Raw genomic sequence first — 19,663 nt, 5'->3', positions numbered from 1 at the left:
CGACTTGAGTGCCTGTCTGGTCAGACGCGCTTGAACACTATTCGGGTACCCGCCAGCCGGTCGTGAAGGAACTGGCGGTCGCGGTCAAACAACGCCCACAATAGCCCTGCTCCCAGGTAGATTACGCTCGGCCAGGCCAAGGCATAGCGCAATGCAAGGCGAGCCAGGGATGGCTGCTCTCCGCTCGGAGTAGACAGCGCAATTTTCCAGGTCTGCATCGCGAGGGTCTGTCCTCCGCGATGCCAGCACCATATGAAGTAGGCGCCTAGCACCACGAAAACATGGAGGATCAATGCCCAGCCAGGCAGCGCGATCCCGAAGCCCATGCCGAGGCTGAGATGCGGAAGCAGGAAAGCCACTGAGAGCAGCCCCAGCAGCAGCAGGCTTTCGTAGGCCATGCTGGCAAGGCGACGCCGCAGGCTGGGCAATGGCGCCAGGGCTATGGCGGCAGAATCTGGCATCGGGGTGGATCAGCGAACTGCAGCTTGGCCGGCCGGGGTACTTGCTGGCGCTGGGGTCGGCGCGGACGATGGTACAGGGACAGTTGCCTGCTTCGACGGAGGCGGGCGTGGCGTCGGCTTACGGGCAGCTTCGGCCTTGAGGCGAGTTTTCTCGCTTTCGGGCAGTTCCTTGTATTCCTGCCATTTCAGCTTGACGGCCTCCTTCTTTTCTGGAGAGGCCTTCAGCAGTGATTTGTATTGTTCTCTGGCATGCTTGCGCTCATCAGGCGTGAGCTTGGCCCAGTCGGTCATCCGGCGCTGCATGCGGGCCTGCTCGTCGGCGCTGAGGGATGAGTAGCGTTGGGCGATACCAATCCACTTTTTGCGGCGAAACCCTTCCATTTTGTCCCACTCAGGGGACAGCGGGGCAAGGATGCGCTTTTGCTCCCCGGTCAATTCAGCCCATGATGGCTGAGGCAGGGGCGGGACGATGACTGCATGGCCGAGTGGAGAGGCCAGCCAGAGCGCTACTGCGAGGATGAGTCCGAAGCGCGCTCGAGCCATACGTGGAAGCCTCGATCAAGGTAGGCGGACGGGGGCAGTTCGTCGGCAAGCAGGGCGCTGTCGATTTCCTCGAATTCCTGAGATTGCTGAAAGGCATTCCAGTAATACGTACCCATGATGCCGACACTCAGAGCCATCACGGCAAGCAAGCTACGCGCGCTTGGAAATACTAGCATTTCAATGTTGTGCCCGATTCCGGCCAAGCGCAAGCCCCTTACTGCAACCCGCTGACTACTCAACGCTGTCTGACGGGCTTCATGGAGGCGACCAGTCACCTTCTTGTCAAGCGTGTCCAAGCCCTGATTGAGAATTTGCCTTGTTTTGTAACCGAATTCAGTATCTTCGTTCATAACTCGATGCCCTTCGCCTTGAGTGCTTCGGCCAGAGTATGGGTGGCGCGCGAACAATGCGTCTTTACGCTGCCCTCCGAACACCCCATTGCCTCCGCAGTTTCGGCAATATCCATTTCTTCCCAATAACGCATCAGGAAGGCTTCACGTTGACGTGGAGGCAGCTTTTCGATTTCTTTTTCAATTGCACCAAGGAGTTGCGATCGTTCCAGTTGCCGGTGTGGTGTGGTCAGTCCATCTGACTCGTTTTCAGCTGCAAAAGTTTCAAGCGGATCGGCATCCTCGTCATCGCTTGGGGAAAGGGAAGACAGCAGGGTTGTCCACAGGGAGCGGACCTTTGATCGCCGGTAATTGTCGCGGATGGCATTTTGCAGGATTCGCTGAAACAGCATCGGCCATTCCGTCACCGGCCGGTCACCGTATTTCTCCGCGAGTTTCATCATCGCATCCTGGACAATGTCCAGCGCGGTCTCCTCGTTCCGAATGGCGAACATCGCCTGTTTGAAGGCTCGTCGCTCTACGCTGGCAAGGAAAGTTGAAAGTTCGGTTCGGGAACTCAGAGGGGACTCCTGCCGGGATTCAGCAGTTTTTCATTACGCGGGACTGGCTATATCTGCAAGGGATACCGTCTGCGGTGCGAGCACCACAGACATAAATCTTGACCATTTGCGGGCGAGTCAGTAAGGTTATACGTTTCACTCGAAAAGTGTAACAGGTGTAACCAATGCAGCTAACCGGCGCAGAAATTGTAATCAGGTGCTTGCAGGAGGAAAAGGTCGAGTACGTATTCGGCTATCCCGGCGGCTCAGTACTCTTTATTTACGACGAACTCTTCAAGCAGGACAAATTCAAGCATGTTCTGGTTCGCCATGAGCAGGCGGCCGTCCATGCTGCGGATGCTTATTCGCGATCTTCCAACAAGATCGGGGTCTGCATGGTCACCTCGGGTCCGGGCGTCACCAACGCGGTAACGGGAATTGCGACAGCGCATATGGACTCGGTGCCAATGGTCATCATCAGCGGCCAGGTACCGACAGCCTATATCGGCCAGGATGCTTTCCAAGAGTGCGACACGGTGGGGATTACCCGACCTTGCGTCAAGCACAATTTTTTGGTCAAGGATGTCAGGGATCTGGCGATCACCTTGAAAAAGGCCTTCTACATTGCCAAGACCGGCCGCCCCGGTCCCGTGCTGGTCGATATTCCGAAGGACATCACCAACCAGAAGTGCGAGTTCGACTATCCCAAGACGATTGCCATGCGTTCCTACAACCCGGTGGTCAAGGGTCACAGCGGGCAGATCAAGAAGGCGGTGCAGATGCTGCTGGAGGCCAAGCGGCCGATGATCTATGCGGGCGGCGGGGTGATTCTCTCAGATGCCGCGGAAAAGCTCGCTAAGCTTGCCCGCACACTCGGGTATCCGGTAACCAACACCCTGATGGGTTTGGGCGGTTATCCCGCAACCGACAAGCAGTCACTCGGCATGCTGGGCATGCACGGCACCTACGAGGCCAACATGGCCATGCAGAACTGCGATGTGCTGATTGCCGTCGGTGCGCGGTTCGACGATCGGGTGATTGGCAATCCGGTGCATTTCGCCGAGATCCCGCGCAAGATCATCCACATTGACATAGACCCTTCCTCGATTTCCAAGCGCGTCAAGGTCGATGTCCCCATCGTCGGCAATCTTCCGGATGTCCTGGATGAACTGCAGAAACTTCTCGAAGCTTCTGCCGGCGTGCCTGATTCGAAGGCATTGGCGGTCTGGTGGAAGCAGATCGACGAATGGCGCGGCAAGAAGTCGCTCAAGTACAAGCAGGGCAAGGAAGTCATCATGCCCCAGTACGTCGTGGAAAAACTCTACGAGGTTACGGGCGGCGAGGCCTTCATCACCTCCGACGTTGGGCAGCACCAGATGTGGGCGGCGCAGTACTACAAGTTCGACAAGCCACGGCGCTGGATCAACTCTGGCGGTTTGGGCACAATGGGCGTTGGTTTGCCCTATGCGATGGGTGTGCGTTTCGCCAACCCGAAGGCGACGGTGGCATGCGTCACCGGAGAGGCCTCGATCCAGATGAACATTCAGGAGTTGTCGACAGCCAAGCAGTTCCGCCTGCCGATCAAGATCATCAACCTCAACAATCGCTATCTCGGCATGGTGCGGCAGTGGCAGCAGATGTTTCATGGCAACCGCTATTCGGAATCCTATGTCGATGCCCTGCCCGATTTCGTGAAGCTGGCAGAGTCGTACGGGCATGTCGGTATGAAAATCGAGCGTCCCGCCGATGTGGAACCGGCTTTGCGCGAGGCATTCACCAAGCACAAGAATGATCTTGTTTTCATGGACTTCCTCACTGACCAGACGGCGAATGTCTACCCGATGGTGGCCGCCGGCAAGGGATTGTCGGAAATGATCCTGGCCGAGGAGCTGTAAGCATGCGACACATTATTTCCATTCTTATTGAAAACGAGGCTGGCGCACTTTCCCGTGTTTCGGGACTGTTTTCTGCCCGCGCTTTCAACATCGAGTCGCTGACGGTAGCACCGACGGAAGATGCTTCACTTTCCCGCATGACCATTGTCAGCACGGGTTCTGACGAAGTCATCGAACAGATCACCAAGCAGCTCAACAAGCTGATAGATGTCGTCAAGGTAGTGGATCTGTCCGAGGCCGCGCACATCGAGCGCGAGCTGATGCTGGTCAAGGTGCGAGCCGCCGGCAAGGATCGTGAGGAGATGAAGCGCATCGCCGATATATTCCGCGGCCGCATCATCGATGTCACCGATTCGACCTACGTCATCGAACTGACGGGTAATGGCTCCAAGCTGGATGCCTTCCTCGAAGCCATCGATCGCGCGCTGATCCTCGAAACCGTTCGCACTGGCGTGTCCGGCATCGGACGCGGCGATCGCATTCTCAAAGTCTGAACTCTGAAATCAAGGAAAAACAATGAAAGTTTATTACGACAAGGACGCAGATCTGTCCCTCATCAAGGGTAGGAAAGTCACCATCGTCGGCTACGGCTCGCAAGGCCATGCTCATGCCCAGAACCTCAAGGATTCGGGCGTCAAGGTAACCGTCGGTTTGCGCAAGGGCGGCGCTTCGTGGGACAAGGCCAAGAAAGCCGGTCTCAAGGTCGAGGAAGTTGCCAAAGCGGTGAAGGATGCAGACGTCGTGATGATGCTGTTGCCTGACGAGACAATTCCCTCGGTTTATTACGGCGAGGTCGAATCCAACATGAAGAAGGGCGCAGCCCTGGCTTTCGCCCATGGCTTCAATGTTCATTACAACCAGGTGGTCCCGCGTACCGACGTCGATGTGATCATGGTCGCTCCGAAAGGCCCCGGCCATACCGTGCGTTCCGAGTATCTTCGTGGCGGCGGCGTTCCCTCGCTGATCGCCATTCATCAGGACAAGTCGGGCAAGGCCAAGGATATTGCTTTGTCCTATGCAGCAGCCAACGGCGGCACCAAGGGTGGCGTGATCGAGACCAACTTCCGCGAAGAAACCGAGACCGATCTGTTCGGGGAACAGGCGGTCCTTTGCGGCGGTCTGGTTGAATTGATCAAGGCCGGCTACGAGACACTGACCGAGGCCGGCTATGCGCCTGAGATGGCGTATTTCGAGTGCCTGCATGAGGTCAAGCTGATCGTCGATCTGATTTTCGAAGGCGGCATCGCCAACATGAACTACTCCATCTCCAACAATGCCGAGTATGGCGAGTACGTGACCGGCCCGAAAGTGATCGGTGCCGAAGCCCGCGCCGCAATGAAGGATGCCCTGAAGGCGATTCAGGAAGGCGAGTATGCGAAGAAGTTCATTCTCGAGGGCCGTACCAACTATCCGGAAATGACCGCGCGTCGTCGCTTGACGGCTGCCCATCCGATCGAGCAGGTCGGCGAGCAGTTGCGGGCAATGATGCCGTGGATCAAGAAGAACAAACTGGTCGACCAGACCAAGAATTGATTTCAGTGCGGAAGTTACGAAGGGCACAGCATCGCTGTGCCCTTTTTCCATCAGCTTTCATTCTTGCGCGAGGAGTTCACGACGCATGCCGGCGCAAAGGCGGCCGGAACACTTGCCGCTTGGGTTTGCTGACCCGGTAGAATAAGGTTTGTCTCCCACTCGTCCAAAATCATGCCGGTGATCCCGCCCCGCAAGACGTTGATGAACCCCGAACTGCGTCGGCGCGGCATTTATGTGCTGCCCAATCTGCTGACGACGGCTGCTTTATTCGCTGGCTTTTATGCCATTGTTCAGGCCATGACCGGCCGTTTCGAGAATGCGGCAGTGGCCATTTTCATCGCCATGGTATTCGATGGCCTTGACGGGCGCGTGGCACGCATGACGCGAACCCAGAGTGCTTTCGGCGCGGAATACGATTCGCTGTCCGACATGGTCTCCTTCGGCGCGGCTCCTGCCTTGATTGCATTCGAATGGGCCATGAAGGGGATGGGCAAGTGGGGCTGGATCGCCGCATTTGTTTACTGCGCAGGCGCCGCACTGCGCCTGGCCCGGTTCAATACCAATATCGGCGTGGTCGACAAGCGCTATTTTCAGGGACTGCCGAGCCCGGCTGCGGCTGCACTGGTGGCCGGATTCGTCTGGATCATCAACGATCTCAATATCCCCGGTGAAGAGGTTCGCTGGTATGCGTTTGCGTTGACTCTGTTTGCGGGAGTCACCATGGTCAGTACGCTGCCCTACTGGAGCGGCAAGGACATCAACCTGCGCCGGAGTGTACCGTTCATGGTACTTCCTGCCATTGTTCTTGGCTATGTGCTGGTGTCGTCGTATCCGCCGGGAGTGCTGTTCGCCTTGTTTCTTGCCTACGCCCTGTCGGGCTATGTAATGGCTGTGTCGAATTGGCGCAGTCGGCGGAAGCAAGGTGCGAACGGTGGCTAAGTATGCCTTGCCTCGGCCGATGACAGTGCAAGTGCATCTTGTGGAAGTGGGCGCCAAGCCGTGCAGCTATAACAACAAAATCTGTTGCACGTATGGAATAAACACTTTATAGTTATTTTTATGGCTGCGAAACTTATCTTTTCCGCACTATTCCTTGCCTTCTCAGGCGCGCTGATCGCGCGTCTGCCGCTGCGCGCGAAGCTGCTTCCGCTGCTGCGCCGCGCGCGCTAAATACACCCACCCCACAATCCGGTTGTTCATAATGCCCGCCTCGGCTGGGGCGGCGTGCCATTTTTTGGTTTCCCCAGGAGATAACCATGTCCAAGGAACAGTTGATTATTTTCGATACCACATTGCGCGACGGCGAGCAGAGCCCGGGCGCCTCCATGACCAAGGAGGAAAAGCTGCGGATTGCCCGTCAGCTCGAGCGGATGCGGGTGGATGTGATTGAAGCCGGTTTTCCGGCTGCGTCCAATGGCGATTTCGAGGCGGTCAGGGCGGTGGCCGAAACCATCAAGGACTCAACCGTTGCTGGTCTGTGCCGTGCTTTTGACAAGGACATCGCGCGGGCGCTGGAGGCGGTAAAGCCGGCCAAATCGGGACGGATCCACACCTTTATCGCCACCAGTCCGATCCATATGGAAAAGAAGTTGCGCATGTCGCCGGATGACGTGCTGGTCGCCGCGCAGCATGCGGTGCGTTTCGCGCGCAACGGAATCGGTGACGTCGAATTCTCATGCGAGGATGCCGGTCGTTCCGACCTTGATTTCCTTTGCCGCATCATCGAGGCGGTGATCAAGGAGGGCGCCTCGACCATCAATATCCCTGACACCGTGGGTTACAACGTGCCGGAACAGTATGCGGAACGCATTCGACAGTTGCGTGAGCGCATTCCCAACTCCGACAAGGTGGTCTGGTCGGTGCATTGCCATAACGATCTCGGCTTGGCTGTGGCCAACAGTCTTGCTGCAGTGATGGCTGGTGCGCGCCAGGTTGAATGCACCATCAACGGTCTTGGCGAGCGAGCCGGCAATGCCGCGCTGGAGGAGATCGTCATGGCGGTACATACGCGGCAGGATGTGTTTCCCTGCATCACCCGGATCGACACGACGCAGATCGTCGCCGCATCGAAGATGGTGTCCAGCATTACCGGATTCCCGGTGCAGCCGAACAAGGCGATTGTCGGTGCCAATGCATTCGCTCATGAATCGGGCATTCATCAGGATGGGGTGCTGAAGCACCGCGAAACCTACGAGATCATGCGTGCCGAAGATGTGGGCTGGAACGCCAACAAGCTTGTGCTCGGCAAGCACTCCGGACGCACGGCGTTCAAGGCGCGCCTGAAGGAGCTCGGCATAGAAGTGGAAAGCGAGCAGGTCCTGAATGTGGCATTCACGCATTTCAAGGAACTCGCCGACAAGAAGCACGAGATTTTTGATGAGGATTTGCATGCGTTGATGAGCGACGAGATGGTCCCGCCAGATGACGAGCATTACAAGCTGGTATCCTCGATGTTCCACTCGGAAACGGGCGAGGCGCCGCAGGCGAAGCTGACACTTTCCGCCGGAGGCACCGAGCAGCACGCTGCATCGAGTGGCAGTGGCCCGGTCGACGCAACCTTCAAGGCGATCGAAAGTGTTGCCGCCAGCGGTTCCGAACTGCTGCTGTACTCAGTCAATGCCATCACCACCGGCACGGATGCACAGGGCGAAGTGACGGTGCGCTTGTCGAAAGACGGGCGGATCGTGAATGGCCAGGGTGCGGATACGGATATCGTGGTGGCGTCGGCCAAGGCCTACATCAATGCGCTGAACAAGCTGTGCTCCGGGCAGGAGAAACTCAATCCACAGCTTTGACGGTTCTTGATGGAGCGGTTGCACGGGCGTAGCCGAGGCACCCGGCGAACAGCAGCATCGCCAGGATGGTTTCGGCCATCGCCAGGGCTTGGCTCGCGCCCTGGTCGGAGACCGCACGCACCAGTCCTTCGCTGACATAGGCGAGTGCCAGCATGGACGTCCATTGGTGTGTATAGCGCTTGCCGCGCAGGATGCCGAACAGGGGCAGCAGCAGGGGCAGGGCTTTCAGTGCCAGCATGGAGCCGCCGGGACGCAGCGGCGCCAGCCAGAGCTCCCAGGCAAGGCAGAGAAACAGCAGGCCGACAAGGCTGCCTGATGTCAGCCGGTTGAACCAGGGATTCACTGGGCGAGCTTAATCGCGGTTTCGGCCAGGCGACGCCCGAGAGCGACGGCGAGCAATTTTTCATGTTGGCTGGCAGCCGTATTGCCGCCGCTGCCACTGACGTGACTCGCCCCATAAGGCGTGCCGCCCTCGCGTGTTTCGGACAGGGCCGCCTCGGTGTAGGGGATGCCGAGGATCATCATTCCATGATGCAGCAGAGGCAGCATCATGGAAAGCAAAGTGGACTCCTGGCCGCCATGCATGGTTGTTGTAGATGTAAACACCACCGCAGGCTTGCCCGCCAATGCTCCTTTGAGCCACAGCCCGCTGGTTGAGTCGAGGAAGTATTTCAGCGGCGCAGCCATGTTGCCAAAGCGGGTCGGGCTGCCGAGCGCAAGGCCGATGCATTCCTCAAGATCGCGGGCTTCGACATAGGGCGCACCCTCATCCGGGATCGCAGCTTCCGTTGCTTCGCAGACAGCCGATACCTTCGGTACGGTGCGTAGGCGCGCAACGACACCGGGTGTCTGTTCGATGCCACGGGCAATGTGGCGCGCCAGTTCGCGCACCGAGCCGTGGTGGCTGTAGTAAAGAACAAGGATTTCCCGAGTTGCGCCTGCCTTCTGCATTTTCCGGCCTCCAGTAGAATCCGATTATATGTGGCTCCTGGCACCCTTTCGGTTGATCGTTCGTACGGCGCGTCGTTTTCATGACGAGCATTGCGTGCAGACCGCTGCGGCGCTTTCCTTTGCCACCTTGATTGGCCTGGTGCCAATGATTGCAGCGGCGTTTGCCTTCATCTCGCTGCTGCCGGTCGGTGCCGGTCTTGGGACTGCGCTGGAAAAGTTCCTACTTGCCAATCTGCTGCCTGACAAGGCCGGCGTCATCATCGCAAAATATGTCGGACAGTTCGCATCCCGCGCCGGAAGGGTTACCTTTTTCGGAATAGCGGTGCTGGCGGCGACCGCTTTGATGCAGATGTTGACCATAGAGCGGGCGTTCAACCACATATGGCGGGTCAAATCCGGCAGGCCGCTGCTGCGTCGCCTTGCCATTCATGGTCTCGCGCTGCTGCTGGGGCCGTTGGTATTCGGGGCCAGCCTGGCGGCAATCTCGTTTGTTGCCGGGGTGTCGCTTGGCTTGGTCGATGAGCCCTATTGGGTGACGAATTTCGTAATCAGGGGTCTTTTGCCTTTTGCCTTCATGTCAGCTCTCTTCGGCCTGTTGTATTGGGGAGTGCCCAACAAGCCGGTCAAAGTCTGGCATGCGGCGTTCGGCGGGGCCATGGCGGCGCTTGGCTTCGTTGCCTTGCAGAAGCTGTTTACGCTTTATCTTGCTGCCGGATTCACGGTCAACGCGGTTGTCTATGGCGCTTTCTCTGCAATCCCGGTGTTTCTGGTCTGGCTCTATGCATCATGGAGCGTAATTCTGATTGGCGCCCTGCTTGTCGCCGAACTGCCCCAGTCCGTTCGTGCCTAGTCCGCCATCGCGTTGCGGATGAACTCGAATACTTCGACACTTGAGGTTTCGATGAGACTGCGATGCGGCATGCATTCGACGACCCGCAGGCGGGTTTCCTGTTCTTGCAGCAATGTGAACGGACGAACGTTGTAGTCGCCGCGCACGGCCAGGATCGCTTCGCTGCGGTTTAGTCCCGGCAGGGCGGGCAGCAGCAGGGCGGGTATCGGAGGTTCCGGATTGCGAGTGCTCAGGGCTTGTATCCGCACCGGGCTTGCCGATGGTGCCAGAACTTCCAGTCCCAATTCGACATGGGTGCTGCTCTTGCTGCGAGCCCAGCGGACGAGACATATTTGCCAGGCCGCGCCGACACCTGTGCGCAATCCCACCGCACAGCCGGGCACGATTCCGGTGACTTCGCCAACGACATGCACGATCGCATAGCCCGACGGGCTTTCGTTGAGCATCGTCCAGTCGCTGTAGGTCAGTTCGCAGTCGGTGGATTTGGGTTCCTGCTGGACCTCGTTTTCGAGGGCGGTCCACAAGGTGCTCAGTTGCGTGCATACCTCCACCCGCAAGGCTTGCGGCCGGCGGTTGAAGCTGCGTCGGCGTGGCGCGGCCCAGCATTGGCGAGCCCGTTCGAGCGCGTTGCGATAGTCGGCGCCGGCGGCTTGAATCGGCAGCCCGAGTGATAGTGGCGGTACGCCATCGTTCAGTTGATCGAGATGATGCGCGGCCAGATCGGCGAGTTCGCCAAAACGGAAGTAAAGACATGATCCGTTGCCTGGCTGAAGACGCGCAAGTGCAACCGGTGGCTGGTCAAGATTCGCATCCAGCCAGAACCAGTCTCCGGCTGTCTCTGGGCGAATCAGGTCAATGCGGGTTGCCGCTGCGTGCGTTTCGAGGTAGTCGGCAAGAAAGGCGATCTCACGCGGGGCGAGGCCTTCGGGTTGCGCCGCGGTGAGCGCCAGCATGGCCTTGAAGCGGGCATCGATCGCACCCATTTCAGCGGGTAGCGTCGACGTCGGGTCGACCGAGTCGTGGGCACGATGATAGAGCGCCTGGGCGTTACGCCAGAAGTTGATCGGCGAGGGGATTGAAATCAGCAACGTGGCGACGAATTGCCGCGACAGGTTGAAGATTCCCTGCAGGCAGATTTGCGTTCTGCTGCGATGAATGCGGGCAAGTTCTTGCGGGTCGGCGTCATCTGCCACCTGCAACCAGGTCTCGCCCAGTTCGGCACGCAGGCCAATCAAGCCTTGGGCAACCGTGCCGAGATGAATTGGCAAGGGCAGCTTGACGTCGAGCAACAGGGGCGTCAGTGCTTCGTCGATGCGTTCGGCCCGTTGCTGAAGCAGTTCATCGATCTTGAGGCGGTGCAGAACCGGGAGTCCCAGCGAACCGACTGCGGCGATATGATTGCGCAGGGGCACCAGGTCGAGCAGCGGATCGTCCTGCTTCGGCTCGGCGAGCCAGTCCAGTGCCTGCTGTAACTGCATCGGCGGCGGCGGAGAGGTCTTCTTGCGGCGCATGGTGGGCAGAATGGCCTGGGACGATGGGTGATTCTAGTAGAATCCGGACGCGTTTTCTTTTGTTGCATTGCGAGGAACCCGAAATGACCAGCTTGCTCTCAGCCAAGCCCATCGCGCCCCATGACCGATTGATCGTTGCTCTTGATGTACCGGATGCTGCAGCGGCGCGCGCCCTGGTAACCGAGTTGGGCGATGTAGTGGTCTTCTACAAGATCGGCCTGGAACTATTCATGACAGCGGGTTACTTCGATCTGCTGCAATGGCTTGTCAGTCAGGGCAAGAAGGTTTTTGTGGACCTGAAGTTTTTCGACGTCCCGGAAACCGTGCGTTCGGCGGTTCGGGCCCTGGCAAGCAGCGGTGCGACATTTGCCACGATTCACGGCAATCAGGCCATCATGGAAGCGGCGGTGAAGGATAAGGGCGACCTCAAGATCCTGGCCGTCACCGTGCTGACCAGTCTCGATCGCGGCGATCTGGACGATCTCGGATTTTCCTGCGAGGTGGAGAAGCTTGTGCTTTCCCGCGCGCGTCGGGCACTGGCCGCCGGGGTTGACGGCATTGTTTCATCGGGACTCGAGGCGCCAATGATTCGGCGCGAACTGGGCGAAAGGCTGATGGTGGTCACACCTGGAATTCGGCCCGTGGAAAACAAGCCGGTGGATGACCAGAAGCGCACGGTCGATGTTGCGCAGGCTTTCAGGAACGGCGCCGACTACATCGTGGTCGGCCGGCCCATACGCCAGGCCGCGAATCCCCGCCAGGCAGCGCTCGGCATACAGCAGACCATCCGCGAGGTGTTCTCCCTGCCTGGCCAGTGAGGAGCGGGCTGGTTTGGAGGGCCAGAGTCCGATAGTCGAACGCTACGCCTTGTTTTCTCCGGGTTTTTGAAATAAAATCGCCGGCTTTCCCGCTTTTCAAGAGAACACCATGGTTGTTATTCGTCTCGCCCGCAGCGGTGCCAAGAAGCGCCCCTTCTTCAACATGGTGGTTGCCGATTCGCGCAACCGCCGCGATGGCCGCTTCATTGAGCGCATCGGTTATTACAATCCTGTCGCCGCCGCCAACGAAAACGGCCTGGTGATCAATGCCGAACGCTTGGCCTACTGGCAAGGGCATGGCGCGCAGTTGTCGCCCACGGCTGCACGCCTGGTCAAGCAGGCAACGGCGACAAAGGCCGCCTGAGCCGCATGATCGTTTTGGGGCGGATTGTCGCCCCGTTCGGGGTTCAAGGCTGGTTGCGGGTGCATCCCTTCGGCGATGATCCCGAGGCGTGGCGGAAGATGCCGCAGTGGTGGCTTTCCGCTGACGTTGATGCTCCGGACGAAGGCTGGAAGGCGTGTGGTCTGGAAGCCGTCAAGATCCACGGCGATGGTGTCGTCGCCAAGCTTGCCGGCATTGATGATCGGGATGCATCGGAAGCGCTGGGCAATTGTTATTTCGGCGCACCGCGCGAGGCACTGCCGGCGCCGGCGCCAGGCGAGTACTACTGGAACGACTTGATCGGTCTGGCAGTCGTGAATATGCAGGACCAGCTTTTGGGCCGCGTCAAGTCCTTGATCGAGACCGGTGCGAATGAAGTGCTGGTGGTAGTGGACGGCGAGCGTGAAAGATTGCTGCCGTTTGTCGAACATGTAGTAAAGGCGGTGGATGTTCCCGGCGGAACGATTCGCGCCGATTGGGATAGCGACTGGTGAGCTTGCGCTTCGATGTCATCACGCTGTTCCCCGAGATGTTTGCGGCGCTCACGGCCTCGGGAATTACCCGGCGCGCGCTGGATCGGGGACTGTGGCAGATGGAGTGCTGGAATCCCCGGCAGTGGACGCAGGATGTGCATCGGACGGTGGATGACCGGCCGTATGGCGGCGGTCCCGGGATGGTGATGATGGCGTCGCCGCTGGAGCAGGCGGTAGCGGCGGCGAAAAAGGCAGCAACGGCGGCGGCGGGAGTCGGCGCTGGCGGTACGGCGAAAGTGATTTATCTTTCGCCGCAAGGTGCGCGGATCAATCAGCAGCGCGTGGTGGAACTGGCGGCAAGCGAAGGTGCGATCCTGCTCTGTGGCCGCTACGAAGGAGTCGATGAGCGGTTGATCGAGCGCTGCGTCGATGAAGAGCTGTCGCTGGGCGATTTTGTTCTTTCCGGCGGCGAACTGGCGGCGATGGCCTTGATGGATGCGTGCATCAGGCAATTGCCGGGGGCGTTGAATGACGAGGCATCGGCGGTCGAGGATTCATTCGCCGCCGGCTTGCTGGACTGCCCGCACTACACGCGGCCAGAGGTGTACGAAGGATGTGCGGTGCCGGATGTGCTGTTGTCCGGCAACCACGAAAGAATCCGGCGCTGGCGCCTGAAACAGGCGCTGGGACGGACGTGGCAAAGGCGCCCTGAGCTTCTCGAGGTCAGGGCGTTGAGTAGGGAAGAAGCGGACCTGCTGGCGGAATTCAAGCGGGAATGCAATTAGAAACGGCGCACAACAGGACATGTCGTCCTGCTCTGGGCGCAAGGTTGGCGGGTGGTATCCGCAGCCATAATTGATGGAGCCAAGCATGAACCTGATTCAGCAACTTGAAAACGAAGAAATCCAGCGCGTCGGCAAGACCATTCCCGAGTTCGCACCGGGCGACACCGTGATCGTCAACGTGAATGTGGTCGAAGGCGATCGCAAGCGCGTCCAGGCATTCGAGGGCGTCGTGATCTCCAAGCGCAATCGCGGCCTCAATTCCAATTTCATCGTGCGCAAGATCTCGTCCGGCGAGGGCGTCGAGCGCACCTTCCAGACTTACTCGCCGCTGATTGCGAGCATCGAGCTCAAGCGCCGCGGCGACGTGCGTCGCGCCAAGCTGTACTACCTGCGCGATCGTTCCGGCAAGTCGGCTCGCATCAAGGAGAAGCTGACCCGCAAGGCCTGATTCGACGCCGTGCAAATGCAAACGGGCCGCCCGGCATGCCGGGCGGCCCGTTTTCGTTGGGGGGCGCGAAGATCAGTAGCGCTTCTTGTTGCTCTCGATCAGCGCGTAGGCCGAGTGGTTGTGGATGGACTCGAAGTTCTCGCTTTCGACCACGTAGGCATCGATGCGCGGGTCGGCATTCAGGGCGCCGGCAACGTCGCGCACCAGGTCTTCGACAAACTTGGGATTGTCGTAGGCGCGTTCCGTGACGTACTTCTCGTCGGGGCGCTTCAGCAGGCCGTAGAGTTCGCATGAGGCCTGGGTTTCGGCCATGCGCACGATATCCTCGATCCACACCAGCTGGTTGGTCGTGGCTGAAATCGTTACATGGGAACGCTGGTTGTGCGCGCCACGTTCCGATATCTTCTTCGAGCAGGGACAGAGGCTGGTGACCGGAACCACGACCTTGATGGTCTGCCGGTAGCGGCCGCCTTCGATGATTTCGCCGATGAAGGTGACCTCGTAATCCATCAGGCTCTTTACGCCGGAGACCGGTGCGACCTTGTTGATGAAATAGGGGAAGCTCATTTCGAGATGGCCGGTGGCGGCCTCCAGCCGGGTCACCATTTCACGCAACATGGTCTCGAAGCTCTCGACCGAGATTTCATCTTCGTGGGCGTTGAGAATCTCGACGAAGCGAGACATGTGGGTGCCCTTGAAGTTGTGGGGCAGTCCGACATACATGTTGAACGTGGCGATGGTGTGGCGCACGCCGCCACTCTTGTCCAGAACCTTGAAGGGATGACGTATGTCCTTGATGCCGACCTTGTTGATCGGCAACTGGCGTGAATCCTCGCTGCTCTGAACGTCTGCAATCACTGATTTTTCGGGTGGAGCCATGGGGTCCCTGCAATTCATGTCGCTTCTCGGTTTTATGTCGAGAGCGAACTATATCATTATCCGACGGTTTTACTCAACTATTATTACCCACCACAAGTCTTGCGGTGACGCTGCGCACGATGCCCGCATCGTCGAGGCCGGCTTCGGCCAGCAGCAACCCGGAATCACCGTGGTCGATGAACCTGTCCGGCAGGCCAAGGCGCAGCAGCGGCGTAGTCAGCCCCGACTCCTCCAGAGCGCGCGCCACTTCGGCGCCTGCGCCGCCGATCAGGGCGTTTTCCTCGATCGTCACCAGCAGTTCGTGGTCGGCGGCAAGCTGGCGGACCAGTTCGACGTCCAGCGGCTTGACGAAGCGCATGTTGGCGACCGTGGCGTCGAGTGTTTCCGCCGCCTTGAGCGCGGGTGCAAGCATGGCGCCGAAGGCCAGGAGAGCCACCCGCTTGCCGGTTCGCCGCAACTCGCCGCGACCGACCGGAAGCATCTGAAGTCCTGGTTCAATCGCAGTTCCCGGTCCGCTGCCGCGCGGATAGCGCACGGCGGTGGGACCGTTGATGGCGAAGGCGGTGCTGAGCATCTTGCGACACTCGTTCTCGTCGCTCGGGGTCATCACCACCATATTGGGGATGCAGGTGAGGTAGGAAAGATCAAAGGCGCCGTTGTGCGTCGCGCCGTCAGCGCCCACCAATCCACCACGGTCAATGGCGAACACCACGGGCAGATTCTGCAGGGCGATGTCATGAATCAATTGATCGTAGGCGCGTTGCAGAAAGGTCGAATAGATGGCAACGACCGGCTTAATGCCCTCGCAGGCCAGTCCGCCGGCAAAGGTTACCGCGTGCTGTTCGGCAATGCCGACATCGAAATAGCGCGCGGGAAACTCCTGGGCGAAACGCACCATGCCGGAACCCTCGCGCATGGCGGGCGTGATGCCCATCAGGCGGGGATCGGCCTGCGCCTGGTCGCACAACCAGTCGCCGAACACCTGGGTGTAGGTCGGCCGGCCGGGGGCCTTGCCCTGCTCTATGCCATTCGCGGCATCGAACTTGCCGACGCCGTGGTAGAGGATCGGATCGGCTTCGGCACGCTTGTAACCCTGACCTTTTCTGGTGATGACATGGAGAAACTGCGGCCCCTTCAGCTTGCGCAGATTTTGCAGCGTGGGGATCAGCGCATCGAGGTCGTGGCCATCGATGGGGCCGAGATAGTTGAAGCCGAGTTCTTCGAACAGGGTACCCGGCGAGATCATGCCCTTGACGTGTTCCTCGACGCGATTGGCGAACTGCAGGACATTCGGCATCGATGCCAGCACCTTCTCGCCGGCACGTCGCGCGGCATTGAAGGTGCCGCCCGACAGCAGGCGCGCCAGATATTTGTTGAGCGCGCCGACCGGTGGCGAGATCGACATGTCGTTGTCGTTGAGGATGACCAGCAGGTTGGCATCGATCACCCCGGCGTTGTTCAGCGCCTCGAAAGCCTGGCCGGCGGACATCGCACCGTCACCGATGATGGCCGCCACGCGCCGTTCCTCGCCCTTGTTGCGCGCGGCGACGGCCATGCCCAGCGCGGCGGAGATCGAGGTCGATGAATGGCCGACGCCGAAGGTGTCGTACTCGCTTTCGATGCGGCGCGGGAAGCCAGAGACGCCATCCTTCATGCGCAGGCGCGCCATGCCGGCGCGTCTGCCGGTCAGCGCTTTGTGCGGATAGGTTTGATGGCCCACGTCCCACACCAGGCGGTCTTCGGGGGTGTCGAATACGTAGTGCAATGCGATCGTCAATTCGACGGTGCCGAGATTGGAGGACAGGTGTCCTCCGGTCTGGGATACCGATTCGAGCAAAAAGGCGCGCAACTCATCCGCAACCTGGGACAGCTGGTCGCGCTCCAGCGCGCGCAGATTCGCCGGGGAATCAATCTTGTCGAGTAAGGGGTAGGTCATCAAAAGTTTCGCTCGACGATGAAGTCGGTAAGTTCGTGCAGTCGCAAGGCGGACTGGCCGAATGGAGCCAGTGCATCGTGCGCCTCCTGTCTCAGTTTGCCTGCCATCGCTTTGGCTTCGCTCACGCCGAGGATGTTGACATAGGTAGGCTTGTTCTGCGCGGCATCCTTGCCTGCGGTTTTGCCCAGTGTCGCGGTGCTTGCTTCTGCGTCGAGGATATCGTCGACCACCTGGAACAGCAGCCCGATGCGGTTGGCGAAGTGGCCGAGGCTTTCCAGCGCATCCGGCGCGGCCTCGCCGCAATGGGCACCCAGCAGTACTGCGGCGCGAATCAGCGCGCCGGTCTTGCGTATGTGCATGAACTCCAGTTCGCTGATCGTCAGTTGTTCACCTACGGCAGCGAGGTCGATGGCCTGCCCCCCCGCCATTCCACGTGATCCCGAGGCGACGGCGAGCAAATGCAGCATGTCGAGTTGACGGGCGGCGGCAATGCCGGGAAGGCGACTGGAAAGCACCTGGAAAGCGTGGGTTTGCAGGGCATCGCCGACCAGCAGCGCAGTGGCTTCGTCATACTCGACATGGCAGGTCGGCTTGCCGCGACGCAGGACATCGTCGTCCATGCAGGGCAGGTCGTCATGCACCAGCGAATAGGCATGGATCAGTTCGACCGCAATCGACGGGGCATCCAGCACGCTGGAATCGGCCTCGAACAGGGAGCCGGCCGCGTGGCACAACAGGGGGCGGACACGCTTGCCACCGCCGAGGACGGAGTAGCGCATCGCTTGATGCAGGCGCGCGGGAGCCAGGCCGGGAGCGGGCAGGGCGGCCTCCAGGGCGGATTCGGTACGTTGCTGGATGCCGGACATCCAGATCGGGAAACTCATGGTTGCTTCAGCTTTCCGGTTCTCCGCTGGCCTCGGGGTCGAAGTCGCGAAGTCCATCCGCGTCGAGGATGCGTATCTGCTGCTCCGCGACGGTCAGGGTTTCCTGGCAGTGGCGCAACAGCGCCACGCCGCGTTTGTAGGCATCCAGCGCATCCTGCAGCGGCATTTGACCTGCTTCCATCGCGGCGACGATGCCCTCGAGTTCGGCGAGCGCACTTTCAAACGAAGGAGCGTTGGCGGTTGCCGAGTCGATGTTGGTAGCAGTGTTCGGAAGTGTGGCCATGAGTGAAGCCTTGGCCGGAAGCGCTGACCAGCGGGCAGGTTAAAAGTATAAAAATAGCCCAAGCTGCGTCGCTTGGTCAAATTGGCTACAATTATACAGTTGGGTTTGTACCCGCAAGTCAGTCCTGACGGGTCTTAAGTTTCGGCGTAACGTCCGCTGACGCAGACATTAGCCTGCTCTGAAACTTCGTTTTCCGTCCATTTCCGGTTTTCGGGAAAACCCTCTTGGAGGTTGGGAATCATGTCCGATGTAGGCGCCCGCGCACTTCTCTCTCCGGGCGTTTCGCAGTTCCCGGTAGAGTGGTACTTTGACGAAAAGCTCTTCGAACTGGAGAAGCAGCTGATCTTCGATGCCGGCCCGGGCTATGTCGGCCACCAGTTGATGGTTCCCGAAGTGCACGACTATCGCTCCCAGGAATGGCATGACCACGCGCGCATGGTCGTCCATCAGCCGGACGGATTCTACGAAATGTCCAACGTTTGCCGCCATCGGCAGGCGATCATGCTGCAAGGTTCCGGCAATGCAAAGAACATCGTCTGCCCGATCCACCGCTGGACCTACGATGCCCGCGGCGAGCTGATCGGCGCGCCGCATTTTCCGGCCAATCCCTGTCTCAATCTGGCCAAGCAGAAGCTGGAGAACTGGCAGGGCCTGTTGTTCAGGGGGCCGCGTTCGGCCAACGCCGACCTGTCCGGCATGAAGGTGGCGGGCGAGCTCAGCTTCGAAGGCTACAAACTCGATCATGTCGAGCTGCATCAGTGCAACTACAACTGGAAGACCTTCATCGAGGTGTATCTCGAGGACTACCACGTCGTTCCCTATCATCCCGGACTCGGCGGTTTTGTTACCTGCGACGACCTGACCTGGCAGTTCGGCGACTGGTATTCGGTACAGCGTGTCGGCGTCACTTCGCTGGCAAAGCCGGGTTCCGCCGCGTATCAGCGCTGGCACAAGGCCGTGCTGGAGTATTACAACGGCAAGTTGCCACGGCATGGCGCGATCTGGCTCACCTACTATCCCAATATCATGGTCGAGTGGTATCCCCATGTGCTGGTGGTGTCGACCCTGATTCCGCAGGATGTGGACAAGACCCTGAATGTGGTCGAGTTCTACTATCCGGAGGATATCGCCCTGTTCGAGCCGGAGTTCATCAAGGCCGAGCAGGCCGCGTATATGGAAACCGCGATCGAGGACGACGACATCGGCGAGCGCATGGATCGCGGCCGTCGCGCCCTGATGAAGCAGGGCCGCAGCGAAGTCGGTCCCTATCAGTCGCCCATGGAAGACGGCATGCAGCACTTTCATGAGTTCTATCGGCGCGTGATGGCCGGGCACATCTGATTGGCG

At 59.5% G+C, this 19,663-nt stretch carries 23 protein-coding genes; 12 read left to right on the top strand and 11 right to left on the bottom strand.

Annotated elements, in window-relative coordinates:
- Nucleotides 1-20: 20 nt before the first annotated feature.
- From SUTH_RS13475 to SUTH_RS13460, 4 genes are read right to left on the bottom strand one after another with little or no spacing between them, the layout of a single operon-like run.
- Nucleotides 21-461 carry an RDD family protein gene (locus SUTH_RS13475; RefSeq protein WP_084207405.1) on the bottom strand — a complete coding sequence of 147 codons (441 nt, stop codon included), beginning with the start codon at nucleotides 459-461 and terminating at the stop codon, nucleotides 21-23.
- Nucleotides 462-470: 9 nt separating this feature from the next.
- Nucleotides 471-1,004 carry a DUF3106 domain-containing protein gene (locus tag SUTH_RS13470; protein ID WP_084207404.1) on the bottom strand — a complete coding sequence of 178 codons (534 nt, stop codon included), beginning with the start codon at nucleotides 1,002-1,004 and terminating at the stop codon, nucleotides 471-473.
- A complete protein-coding gene (locus SUTH_RS13465; RefSeq protein ID WP_041099925.1) occupies nucleotides 968-1,354 on the bottom strand; it encodes a DUF3619 family protein in 387 nt (128 codons plus the stop codon). The genes SUTH_RS13470 and SUTH_RS13465 overlap by 37 nt, the downstream gene beginning before the upstream one ends.
- Nucleotides 1,351-1,914 carry an RNA polymerase sigma factor gene (locus SUTH_RS13460; RefSeq protein WP_041099923.1) on the bottom strand — a complete coding sequence of 188 codons (564 nt, stop codon included), beginning with the start codon at nucleotides 1,912-1,914 and terminating at the stop codon, nucleotides 1,351-1,353. Before SUTH_RS13460 ends, SUTH_RS13465 begins: the two co-directional genes overlap by 4 nt.
- Nucleotides 1,915-2,078: 164 nt before the next feature.
- Between SUTH_RS13460 and SUTH_RS13455 the strand changes: the two genes are divergently transcribed.
- From SUTH_RS13455 to SUTH_RS13435, 5 genes are all read left to right on the top strand, one after another.
- Complete coding sequence (locus SUTH_RS13455) at nucleotides 2,079-3,788, top strand: acetolactate synthase 3 catalytic subunit (RefSeq protein WP_041099921.1); 1,710 nt, start codon at nucleotides 2,079-2,081, stop codon at nucleotides 3,786-3,788.
- A gap of 2 nt (nucleotides 3,789-3,790) precedes the next feature.
- The gene (ilvN, locus tag SUTH_RS13450; RefSeq protein ID WP_041099919.1) at nucleotides 3,791-4,282 is read left to right on the top strand and encodes an acetolactate synthase small subunit; all 492 of its coding nucleotides are present in this window, start codon (nucleotides 3,791-3,793) and stop codon (nucleotides 4,280-4,282) included.
- 22 nt (nucleotides 4,283-4,304) lie between these two features.
- Entirely contained in the window at nucleotides 4,305-5,321 is a 1,017-nt protein-coding gene (gene ilvC, locus SUTH_RS13445) for a ketol-acid reductoisomerase (protein WP_041099917.1), read from the top strand.
- 201 nt (nucleotides 5,322-5,522) lie between these two features.
- Complete coding sequence (gene pssA / locus SUTH_RS13440) at nucleotides 5,523-6,260, top strand: CDP-diacylglycerol--serine O-phosphatidyltransferase (RefSeq protein WP_041102349.1); 738 nt, start codon at nucleotides 5,523-5,525, stop codon at nucleotides 6,258-6,260.
- A gap of 317 nt (nucleotides 6,261-6,577) precedes the next feature.
- Nucleotides 6,578-8,116, top strand: a complete 1,539-nt coding sequence (locus tag SUTH_RS13435; RefSeq protein WP_041099915.1) for a 2-isopropylmalate synthase — start codon at nucleotides 6,578-6,580, stop codon at nucleotides 8,114-8,116.
- Here SUTH_RS13435 and SUTH_RS13430 read toward each other — a convergent pair.
- On the bottom strand, nucleotides 8,100-8,459 hold the full coding sequence (locus SUTH_RS13430) for a DUF2069 domain-containing protein (RefSeq protein WP_041099913.1): 360 nt from the start codon (nucleotides 8,457-8,459) through the stop codon (nucleotides 8,100-8,102). The two genes, SUTH_RS13435 and SUTH_RS13430, sit on opposite strands and share 17 nt — an antisense overlap.
- Complete coding sequence (wrbA, locus tag SUTH_RS13425) at nucleotides 8,456-9,067, bottom strand: NAD(P)H:quinone oxidoreductase (protein WP_041099911.1); 612 nt, start codon at nucleotides 9,065-9,067, stop codon at nucleotides 8,456-8,458. Before wrbA ends, SUTH_RS13430 begins: the two co-directional genes overlap by 4 nt.
- A gap of 28 nt (nucleotides 9,068-9,095) precedes the next feature.
- On the opposite strand from wrbA, the gene SUTH_RS13420 reads away from it, so the two are divergent.
- The gene (locus SUTH_RS13420) at nucleotides 9,096-9,917 is read left to right on the top strand and encodes a YihY family inner membrane protein (RefSeq protein ID WP_052473639.1); all 822 of its coding nucleotides are present in this window, start codon (nucleotides 9,096-9,098) and stop codon (nucleotides 9,915-9,917) included.
- On the opposite strand, the gene SUTH_RS13415 is transcribed toward SUTH_RS13420, so the two are convergent.
- Entirely contained in the window at nucleotides 9,914-11,428 is a 1,515-nt protein-coding gene (locus tag SUTH_RS13415) for a hypothetical protein (protein ID WP_041099909.1), read from the bottom strand. The genes SUTH_RS13420 and SUTH_RS13415 overlap by 4 nt on opposite strands.
- 83 nt (nucleotides 11,429-11,511) lie before the next feature.
- Here SUTH_RS13415 and pyrF point away from each other — a divergent pair, with 83 nt between their 5' ends.
- The 5 genes from pyrF (at nucleotide 11,512) to rplS (ending at nucleotide 14,334) form a co-directional block, all read left to right on the top strand.
- A complete protein-coding gene (gene pyrF, locus SUTH_RS13410) occupies nucleotides 11,512-12,246 on the top strand; it encodes an orotidine-5'-phosphate decarboxylase (RefSeq protein WP_041102347.1) in 735 nt (244 codons plus the stop codon).
- A gap of 109 nt (nucleotides 12,247-12,355) precedes the next feature.
- The gene (rpsP, locus tag SUTH_RS13405) at nucleotides 12,356-12,610 is read left to right on the top strand and encodes a 30S ribosomal protein S16 (RefSeq protein WP_041099907.1); all 255 of its coding nucleotides are present in this window, start codon (nucleotides 12,356-12,358) and stop codon (nucleotides 12,608-12,610) included.
- A 5-nt stretch (nucleotides 12,611-12,615) separates the two neighbouring features.
- Nucleotides 12,616-13,122, top strand: coding sequence for a ribosome maturation factor RimM (rimM, locus tag SUTH_RS13400; RefSeq protein ID WP_041099905.1), 507 nt, complete (start codon nucleotides 12,616-12,618; stop codon nucleotides 13,120-13,122).
- Complete coding sequence (trmD, locus tag SUTH_RS13395; RefSeq protein ID WP_231851018.1) at nucleotides 13,119-13,886, top strand: tRNA (guanosine(37)-N1)-methyltransferase TrmD; 768 nt, start codon at nucleotides 13,119-13,121, stop codon at nucleotides 13,884-13,886. Before rimM ends, trmD begins: the two co-directional genes overlap by 4 nt.
- 85 nt (nucleotides 13,887-13,971) lie before the next feature.
- On the top strand, nucleotides 13,972-14,334 hold the full coding sequence (gene rplS / locus SUTH_RS13390) for a 50S ribosomal protein L19 (RefSeq protein ID WP_041099901.1): 363 nt from the start codon (nucleotides 13,972-13,974) through the stop codon (nucleotides 14,332-14,334).
- A 72-nt stretch (nucleotides 14,335-14,406) separates the two neighbouring features.
- Here the strand turns inward: rplS and folE2 are convergent, their stop codons facing one another.
- The 4 genes from folE2 to SUTH_RS13370 all read right to left on the bottom strand — a co-directional run bounded on the left by folE2 (nucleotide 14,407) and on the right by SUTH_RS13370 (nucleotide 18,316).
- Entirely contained in the window at nucleotides 14,407-15,213 is an 807-nt protein-coding gene (folE2, locus tag SUTH_RS13385; RefSeq protein WP_041099899.1) for a GTP cyclohydrolase FolE2, read from the bottom strand.
- A 73-nt stretch (nucleotides 15,214-15,286) separates the two neighbouring features.
- Nucleotides 15,287-17,149, bottom strand: a complete 1,863-nt coding sequence (gene dxs, locus SUTH_RS13380) for a 1-deoxy-D-xylulose-5-phosphate synthase (protein ID WP_041099896.1) — start codon at nucleotides 17,147-17,149, stop codon at nucleotides 15,287-15,289.
- A complete protein-coding gene (locus SUTH_RS13375) occupies nucleotides 17,149-18,033 on the bottom strand; it encodes a polyprenyl synthetase family protein (protein WP_041099894.1) in 885 nt (294 codons plus the stop codon). The genes dxs and SUTH_RS13375 overlap by 1 nt, the downstream gene beginning before the upstream one ends.
- 7 nt (nucleotides 18,034-18,040) lie before the next feature.
- The gene (locus SUTH_RS13370; RefSeq protein WP_052473638.1) at nucleotides 18,041-18,316 is read right to left on the bottom strand and encodes an exodeoxyribonuclease VII small subunit; all 276 of its coding nucleotides are present in this window, start codon (nucleotides 18,314-18,316) and stop codon (nucleotides 18,041-18,043) included.
- 240 nt (nucleotides 18,317-18,556) lie between these two features.
- Between SUTH_RS13370 and SUTH_RS13365 the strand changes: the two genes are divergently transcribed.
- On the top strand, nucleotides 18,557-19,657 hold the full coding sequence (locus tag SUTH_RS13365) for an aromatic ring-hydroxylating oxygenase subunit alpha (protein ID WP_041099892.1): 1,101 nt from the start codon (nucleotides 18,557-18,559) through the stop codon (nucleotides 19,655-19,657).
- The last annotated feature ends 6 nt before the right edge of the window (nucleotides 19,658-19,663 follow it).

This window comes from Sulfuritalea hydrogenivorans sk43H, assembly GCF_000828635.1.
In the GTDB taxonomy this organism is placed as follows: Bacteria; Pseudomonadota; Gammaproteobacteria; order Burkholderiales; family Rhodocyclaceae; genus Sulfuritalea; species Sulfuritalea hydrogenivorans.
The sequence above is the reverse complement of the archived record's forward strand: the minus strand, read 5'-3'. Positions and strand labels throughout refer to the sequence as shown.

Coding starts and splice junctions, on each gene's coding strand:
- SUTH_RS13420 (WP_052473639.1), top strand. CDS start 9,096: ATGTGGCTCCTGGCACCCTTTCGGTTGATCGTTCGTACGGCGCGTCGT.
- SUTH_RS13465 (WP_041099925.1), bottom strand. CDS start 1,354: ATGAACGAAGATACTGAATTCGGTTACAAAACAAGGCAAATTCTCAAT.
- SUTH_RS13370 (WP_052473638.1), bottom strand. CDS start 18,316: ATGGCCACACTTCCGAACACTGCTACCAACATCGACTCGGCAACCGCC.
- ilvN (WP_041099919.1), top strand. CDS start 3,791: ATGCGACACATTATTTCCATTCTTATTGAAAACGAGGCTGGCGCACTT.
- SUTH_RS13375 (WP_041099894.1), bottom strand. CDS start 18,033: ATGAGTTTCCCGATCTGGATGTCCGGCATCCAGCAACGTACCGAATCC.
- SUTH_RS13470 (WP_084207404.1), bottom strand. CDS start 1,004: ATGGCTCGAGCGCGCTTCGGACTCATCCTCGCAGTAGCGCTCTGGCTG.
- rimM (WP_041099905.1), top strand. CDS start 12,616: ATGATCGTTTTGGGGCGGATTGTCGCCCCGTTCGGGGTTCAAGGCTGG.
- folE2 (WP_041099899.1), bottom strand. CDS start 15,213: ATGGCTCCACCCGAAAAATCAGTGATTGCAGACGTTCAGAGCAGCGAG.
- SUTH_RS13455 (WP_041099921.1), top strand. CDS start 2,079: ATGCAGCTAACCGGCGCAGAAATTGTAATCAGGTGCTTGCAGGAGGAA.
- pssA (WP_041102349.1), top strand. CDS start 5,523: ATGAACCCCGAACTGCGTCGGCGCGGCATTTATGTGCTGCCCAATCTG.
- rpsP (WP_041099907.1), top strand. CDS start 12,356: ATGGTTGTTATTCGTCTCGCCCGCAGCGGTGCCAAGAAGCGCCCCTTC.
- SUTH_RS13415 (WP_041099909.1), bottom strand. CDS start 11,428: ATGCGCCGCAAGAAGACCTCTCCGCCGCCGCCGATGCAGTTACAGCAG.
- dxs (WP_041099896.1), bottom strand. CDS start 17,149: ATGACCTACCCCTTACTCGACAAGATTGATTCCCCGGCGAATCTGCGC.
- rplS (WP_041099901.1), top strand. CDS start 13,972: ATGAACCTGATTCAGCAACTTGAAAACGAAGAAATCCAGCGCGTCGGC.
- SUTH_RS13475 (WP_084207405.1), bottom strand. CDS start 461: ATGCCAGATTCTGCCGCCATAGCCCTGGCGCCATTGCCCAGCCTGCGG.
- SUTH_RS13435 (WP_041099915.1), top strand. CDS start 6,578: ATGTCCAAGGAACAGTTGATTATTTTCGATACCACATTGCGCGACGGC.
- SUTH_RS13365 (WP_041099892.1), top strand. CDS start 18,557: ATGTCCGATGTAGGCGCCCGCGCACTTCTCTCTCCGGGCGTTTCGCAG.
- pyrF (WP_041102347.1), top strand. CDS start 11,512: ATGACCAGCTTGCTCTCAGCCAAGCCCATCGCGCCCCATGACCGATTG.
- ilvC (WP_041099917.1), top strand. CDS start 4,305: ATGAAAGTTTATTACGACAAGGACGCAGATCTGTCCCTCATCAAGGGT.
- wrbA (WP_041099911.1), bottom strand. CDS start 9,067: ATGCAGAAGGCAGGCGCAACTCGGGAAATCCTTGTTCTTTACTACAGC.